The organism is Micromonospora sp. AMSO12t, from assembly GCF_008806585.1.
Taxonomy (GTDB): domain Bacteria; phylum Actinomycetota; class Actinomycetes; order Mycobacteriales; family Micromonosporaceae; genus Micromonospora; species Micromonospora reichwaldensis.
In genome coordinates this window covers 1-1,689 of the sequence record NZ_WAAS01000486.1, presented here as the reverse complement: position 1 = coordinate 1,689, position 1,689 = coordinate 1, and the positions used below count along the sequence as shown (strand labels likewise).

Here is a 1,689-nt window from a genome sequence, read left to right as displayed (position 1 = left end):
CGTCCCGCCCGAGGACAGGCCGAGCGCCACCTCCTCCTGACCGGTGTAGCGGGCCAGCACCCCGACGAGGCCCGCCAGCACCACCAGTCCCGCCGGCTCCGGGCCCGCCAGGTCGGGTAGCGCGAGCGTACGCAGCTCGGACGCCGCCCGGGCCGGCCACGCCAGCGGCCGGCGCAGGTCACCCATCAGGTCGAGGGCCTCGAAGTCGGGCCCCGCGACACCCGCGGTCGGGGCCTGGGCACCTACGAGCCCGACGGACATGGGTCAACCTCCGATCAGGACCGGCACCACCGGCAGGGGGTACGGCCGGGTCAGGAAACCAGGAACAGGTGCGTGTACGGGCGGTCAGGCGGTGCCGGGAGCCGGGGCGGGCCCCGATTCGAGGAAGCGGAGCATGTGGGCGCCCAACTCCTCGGCGAGGGAGAACGGGATCAGGTCGGTGCGGATGGTGATGCGCAGCAGGGCGTCGGTGTCCCGGGGGATCGCCTCGACGGTCAGCCCGCTCATCACCTCCCGCGCGTACGGCTCGACGACCTCCTCGGTCCGGCAGCCGGGCAGGTCCAGCGGGAGGACCACGTTGTCCTGGTAGGCGAAGCCGGGGATGCTGGCGACCACCTCGCCGGGCAGGCCGACGGCCGGGTCGGCGGCGGTCTCCGAGAAGGGGATGTCCTGGGCGGCCATCAGCTCGTCGACGGTCTGCTGGACGTGCCGGAGCAGGTCCTCCTCGGGCCGGAACCGGACCCGGACGCAGTTCGAGTTGATCCGGGTGGTGAAGGCGGAGTCGAGGATGCGGCTGCCGCGCCTGGCCACGATCATCAGCAGGCCGATGTCGTCCTGCTGGTGGATGGCGCGCAGCGCGGAGGCGTACGCGGCGACGAAGTAGCTGGATCGGCTGAACCGCTGTTCCCGCGCCGCCTGGTCCCAGCGTTGCATGACCTCGGGGGTGACGGTGACGATGTGCCCGGCCTTGGGGCCCCACGCCAGTGCCTGCTCCAGGGGCGCCTGGGGTGGGGCCTCGCCCTGGCGGGGCAGGCCGCGCAGCTGCTCGCGCCAGTATGTCCGCTGGGCTTCGAGGTCGGCGGCGTCGCGTAGCCGGGTGTACTCCTCGTACGACTGGCGCAGCGTCGGCGCGGGGCGTGCCCAGGCCGGGGCCTGGCCCGACAGCCGTGCCGCGTAGGCGTGGCTGAGGTCGCGCACGAGCAGCGCGTGTGACCAGCCGTCGAAGGCGATGTGGTGGATGCCGATGCCGAACAGGATCCGGTTGGTGGTCTTGTTGCGGATCAGGGCGGCGCGCCAGTTGCGGCCCTGGGTGTAGTCGAGGGGTTGCTGTACGGCCTCGGCGAGCTGGTCGAGGGCCTCCTGTTCGGTGGCGGCGTCGGTGAGCAGTCGCAGTTGCGGCATGCCCGGGTTCGGCGGGATGAGCGCCACCGGCGGGTCGACGCGGCGGTAGCGGGCGTGCAGGGCCTCGTGCCGGCGGTGCACGTCGCCGAGCGCCGCCATCAACGCCCGCAGGTCCAGCTCACCCTCGATCCACCAGGTGGTCGGGCAGACCAGTTCGAAGGGGAGCCAGACGCACTTGGCGACCGAGAGGGTCAGCGGGACAGGCTTCGACGGGCCCGGACGGCCGGTGACGGGCGCCTCCGGTTCGGCCTTGGGGCGGCGGGGGGCGGTGGCGAGCCACTGGGCCAG

The 1,689-nt window shown here is 73.2% G+C and carries 2 protein-coding genes; both read right to left on the bottom strand.

From position 1 onward, the window contains the following. The coding region (locus F6X68_RS32530) for a hypothetical protein (RefSeq protein WP_151457818.1) at positions 1-261 on the bottom strand (261 nt) is incomplete at its 3' end. A gap of 84 nt (positions 262-345) precedes the next feature. Then, positions 346-1,689: condensation domain-containing protein (locus F6X68_RS32525; RefSeq protein ID WP_225852568.1), on the bottom strand; the 1,344-nt coding region annotated here is incomplete at its 5' end.